The organism is Dietzia sp. SYD-A1 (assembly GCF_015356725.1).
Lineage (GTDB): Bacteria > Actinomycetota > Actinomycetes > Mycobacteriales > Mycobacteriaceae > Dietzia.
This window is the reverse complement of the sequence record NZ_JADDKI010000201.1, coordinates 1-4,545: the sequence shown is the minus strand read 5'-3', so window position 1 is coordinate 4,545 and position 4,545 is coordinate 1. Positions and strand designations below refer to the sequence as shown.

Here is a 4,545-nt window from a genome sequence, read left to right as displayed (position 1 = left end):
CGCCAGCGCCGAGCGGGCGAGCCGTTCCTCGGGGACGACCAGGTCACCGGGGGGAATCGTGCGGCCGTCGGGGTGGGCGGCCCACCCGGGCAGGATGTCCTTCGCGGACAGCCACCAGGCGAGCCCGCCGAGCGCGAGTCCCAACAGGACGGGCCAGGTGGCGTCCCACAGGGTCACGGCGTCGAGGCCGGGGACCGTGCCGACGGGCAGCCAGAGGTCGGTGACGATCCAGGGCAGTGTGATCCCGCCGGCCACCAGGACCAGCCAGGCGGCCAGCTCGGCGTCCCCTCGCCGGCGGGGCTCCGGCTCCCCGTGGGCGAGCAGCCACCCGAAGCGCAGGAGGAGCAGCGTCGACCCGGTCGCGATGAGCGGGAGGAGGGTGACGAGGTCCATCCCCAGGACGGTGGCCTCGCCGACGGCGGACTTGGCCGCGTACTTGCCCACCGAGCCGGAGCTGAACGGGGCCCCGGCGACCGCGAGCCCGGCACCGACCATCCCCGCCCCGACGATCCACCGTCTGACCCCCCGGGCGTGGTGCTTCCACACCGGGACGCCGAGGAACAGCGCTCCCTTGGCCAGGGCGTGGTGCACGGCGTAGGCGACGGCGGCCGGTGCGACCGCGGGCGCGAGTCCGGGTGCGGCCAGCGCGACCCCCACGAGCGCGGCGAGGAACCCCATCTGGCTGATGGTGGAGTAGGCCAGCACCACCTTGGGGTCCTTCTGGAGCTCGCCGGCCGGGACAGCGAGGAACGCTCCGCCCAGCGCGAGCAGGACCAGGGTCAGGCCCCATCCGGGGAGGGTGACCTCCCCGAGGGGGAGGAAACGCAGCCACCCCACGAGTCCGGCCTTGACCATCGCCCCGGACAGGACCGCGCTCGCGGCGGGTGGCGCCGCCGGGTGGGCGAGCGGGAGCCACACGTGCAGCGGCAGCGTCCCGGCCTTCACGCCGAACCCGATCAGCAGCAGGGCGACGATCACCCCGGTGTTCGTCGCGCCGGCCACGGCGGCCGGGGCGTCGGCGAGCCGGGTCCCGCCCGCGGCGGCCACCATGAGGATCGCGGCGAGGATGGCGGTCTCGCTCACCACGGTGAGCACCAGGTACACGCGCCCGGCCCGCATCGCCGACTCGGTCCGGTAGTGCACGACCAGCCCGTAGGCGGCGAAGCTCATCACCGCGTACCCGAGGTAGAAGGTGACCGCGTCGGCCGCGGTGAACACCGCGGTGGTGCCGGTGTGGCAGATCAGCAGGAACGCCACGAGGTCGCGGCTGCGGTCTGTGGCGGTCCACGCCACCGCGGCCAGGGCGGAGCCGTAGAGCAGCGCGGAGACCAACACCAGCGGCCGGGCGAGAGCGTCGAGTTCGAGGTGGGTGCCCACGAGCAGCCACGGCACGTCGAGCGGGAGGCCCCCGCCCGCCCCGGGGGCCACGGTGAGCAGGATCGCGGGCAGGCACGTGAGGGGGGCGAGGCGGATCAGCAGCATCGACAGACCACCCGGGACGCGGCGCGTGGCCAGGATCCCCAGTCCCGCGGCGACCAGGAGGGGGAGCAGGAAGGTCGCGGTCCACAGGGCGGTGATCACGGGAACACCCCCCTCGCGATGAAGGTGGCCATGGCCAGCGGGGCGTAGGGGGCGGCGGCGACGATCCCGACGGCCAGGGAGAGACCGGCGGTGATGACCGCGGGGGCGAGGAGGGCGGCCGGGGCCTCGAGCCTCCGGCGGCGCCGGCGATCGGGTACGCCCGGTGATCCCTCGTGCGACTCCTCGGCACGGCGGAACCACATGGCCACCACGGGGGGCAGGAAGTACGCGCTGTTGAGCACCGCGCTGGCCACCAGGACCCAGATCACCCACTGGTTCTCCGAGTCGAGCGCTCCGAGCCCCAGTTCCCACTTGGAGATGAATCCCGCGACCGGGGGCACACCGATCATGCCGAACGCGCCGACGGTGAACGCGGCGCACGTCCACGGCATGCGCCGGCCCAGTCCCGCGAGGGCCGAGACGGTCTTGATCCCCAGGACCTCGGCGAACAGCCCGGCGCAGAAGAACAGGGTGATCTTCATGAGTCCCTGGTGCACGAGGTGGGCCAACCCGCCGGCGGTGCCCACCGCGGTGACCAGGGTGATCCCCAGCGTGATGTAGGACACCTGGCTGACGGTCGAGTAGGCGAGCCGCTTCTTGAGGTCGTCCTGGAACAGCGCGCGTACCGAGCCGTAGAGCACGGTGAAAGAGGCCAGGACGAGCAGGGGCGTCAGGACCCCGAGAGCGGAAGCCACCGCCACGCCGTACACGTCGTCGATCACGCGCACCAGGCCGAACACGCCCGCCTTGACCACGGCCACCGCGTGGAGCAGGGCGCTGACGGGTGCGGGTGCGACCATCGCGCGGGGCAGCCAGCCGTGGAGGGGGAACAGCGCGGCCTTGACGCCCAGGCCGGCGACCATGAGGGCGAAGATCGCGACGGCCGTGGCCGGGGAGTCCGTCGCGAGCGCGCCCACCGCCTCGACCCCGCCCGGGGTGAACTCGACGTCGCCGACCAGCGCGGAGAGCCAGACGATCCCGGTGAGCAGGCTGAGGCCACCGCCGAGCGTGTACAGCATGTAGAGGCGACCGGAGCGTCGCGCGGCCGCGGTGCCGTTGTGCACCACCAGCGGATAGGTGACCAGCGTGAGCAGTTCGTAGAACAGCAGGAACGTCACGAGGTTCCCGGAGAAGGCGATCCCCACGGTGGCGGTCACGCACAGGGCGAAGAACCCGAAGAACCGGCTGCGGTGCGGGCGGTCCTCGAGGTAGCCGATGGCGTACACGGTGGTCAGCAGCCACAGGAGGGACGACAGTCCGGCGAACAGCAGGGACAGGGGCTCGATGCGCAGGACGAAGTCGATCCCCGGCAGCAGCGCGGTCCGCCACTCCGGCCTGGCCCCGCCCACCACGACCGGCACCATCAGCGCGATGAGTCCCAGCTTGGCCACGGCGGCGCCGAGGTTGACGGTCGATCTCGAGCGGACTCCTCCCTCGGGGATGAGGAAGACGGCCACGGCGGTGAGGAGCGAGATCGCCAGCGGCGCCAGGACGAGCAGGCTGCCCGGCATGAGGTCCACGAGGTCCGTCATCGCGGGCCCCCCGGGGTCTGGCCGACGATCGCGAGCTCGGCGAGCGGGACGGCGGCGAAGGTCGCGCCGACGGTCACCAGGGCGAGCAGCAGCGGCAGTACGGTCACCACGCGCGGCAGGGTGGAGTGCGGGCGACCCGGTGCGGAGTCGATGCCGTCCTCGGCCGCGCCGGTCAGCAGGGCCTGGAGCGGGCGCAGCAGGTACCCGGCGGCGACGAGGGTGCCCGCCGCCACCACCGCCACGACCCACCAGGCCCGGACGTCGACGGCAGCGGACAGCAGCTGCCACTTGCCGGCGAAGCCGAGCGTCACGGGCAGCCCGGCCAGGCTGACCACGCTGATCCCGATGGCCATGGTCACCACCGGCAGCTCGGCGCCACGTCCGGTGAGGGAGTCGATCCGATCGTTGCCGAGCTGCTCCTTGAAGATGCCCGCGGCCAGGAAGAGGGCCGATTTGGCGAGCCCGTGCGCCACGGCGAGGGTCACCACCGCCGCCAGGGCGGCCGTCGCGGGGATCTGCTGCCGGTCCGCCGCGGCGGCGAGCGGGAAGAAGAGGAACAGGTACCCGACCTGGGAGACGGTGGAGTACGCGACGAGCCGCTTGAACCCGGTGGCGCGCAGGGCGGCCAGGCCGGCCCACAGGATCGACCCGGCCGCCGCGACGCCGACCACCAGCGCCACCCCTGTGACGGGCCCGGTGACCTCGGTCCACACCCGGATGGCGACGACGAACGACGCCTTGACCACGAGGCCGGACAGGATCGGGCTCACCGCCGCCGGGGCCTGCCCGTGGGCCCCGGGCAGCCACCCGTGGAGCGGGAACACCGCCGATTTGAGTGCCATGCCCGCCACGGTCAGCGCCAGGACGGCCGTGAGGAGGGCGCCGTCGTCCGACCCGGCCAGACGCGCGCCCGCGAGCGCGAGGTCGAGTGTCCCGGTGGCGGAGTACACGAGCGTCAGTGCCAGGAGGAACAACAGTGAGCCCGCGACCGCCACGATGAGGTAGCGGAAGGCCGCCCGCCAGGCGTCCGGCCCTCCCAGTGCGACCAGTAGCACTGCCGCGAGGCCGACGATCTCGAGGGCGACGTAGAGGTTGAACAGGTCGCCCGAGACGAAGACCGCCGCCAGGCCCGACCACGCGAGCAGCCACGTCGGCCAGAACCAGTCCCGGGACCCGGCGATCCCGGTCGACGGGGGGTGGACCGCCGCGTGGACTGACACGACGCCCCCGACCACCGCCGAGAGCAGCAGGAACGCCGCGCTGATCCCGTCCGCGCGCAGCGAGATGCCGAGCGGGGGTCGGTGTCCACCGAGGGACACCGCGAGCGGCCCGTGCGCGACGACCAGCGCCACCACCGCGATCCCCGTCGCGGCGGTGAGGATCGCCGCGATCAGTCCGATCACCCGCCGGGCGGCGGTGGGGACGACGACGA

General features: G+C 73.3%; 3 protein-coding genes. All 3 read right to left on the bottom strand.

Annotated features, from left to right (window positions below):
* Positions 1 to 1,581, bottom strand: a 1,581-nt coding sequence (locus IY392_RS09220; RefSeq protein WP_194861050.1) for a proton-conducting transporter membrane subunit, incomplete at its 3' end; no start/stop codon positions are given.
* Positions 1,578 to 3,113, bottom strand: coding sequence for a complex I subunit 5 family protein (locus IY392_RS09215; RefSeq protein WP_107755608.1), 1,536 nt, complete (start codon positions 3,111 to 3,113; stop codon positions 1,578 to 1,580). The genes IY392_RS09215 and IY392_RS09220, both read right to left, overlap by 4 nt.
* Positions 3,110 to 4,545: complex I subunit 5 family protein (locus tag IY392_RS09210; RefSeq protein ID WP_194861049.1), on the bottom strand; the 1,436-nt coding region annotated here is incomplete at its 5' end. The genes IY392_RS09215 and IY392_RS09210, both read right to left, overlap by 4 nt.

Coding starts and splice junctions, on each gene's coding strand:
- IY392_RS09215 (WP_107755608.1), bottom strand. CDS start 3,113: ATGACGGACCTCGTGGACCTCATGCCGGGCAGCCTGCTCGTCCTGGCG.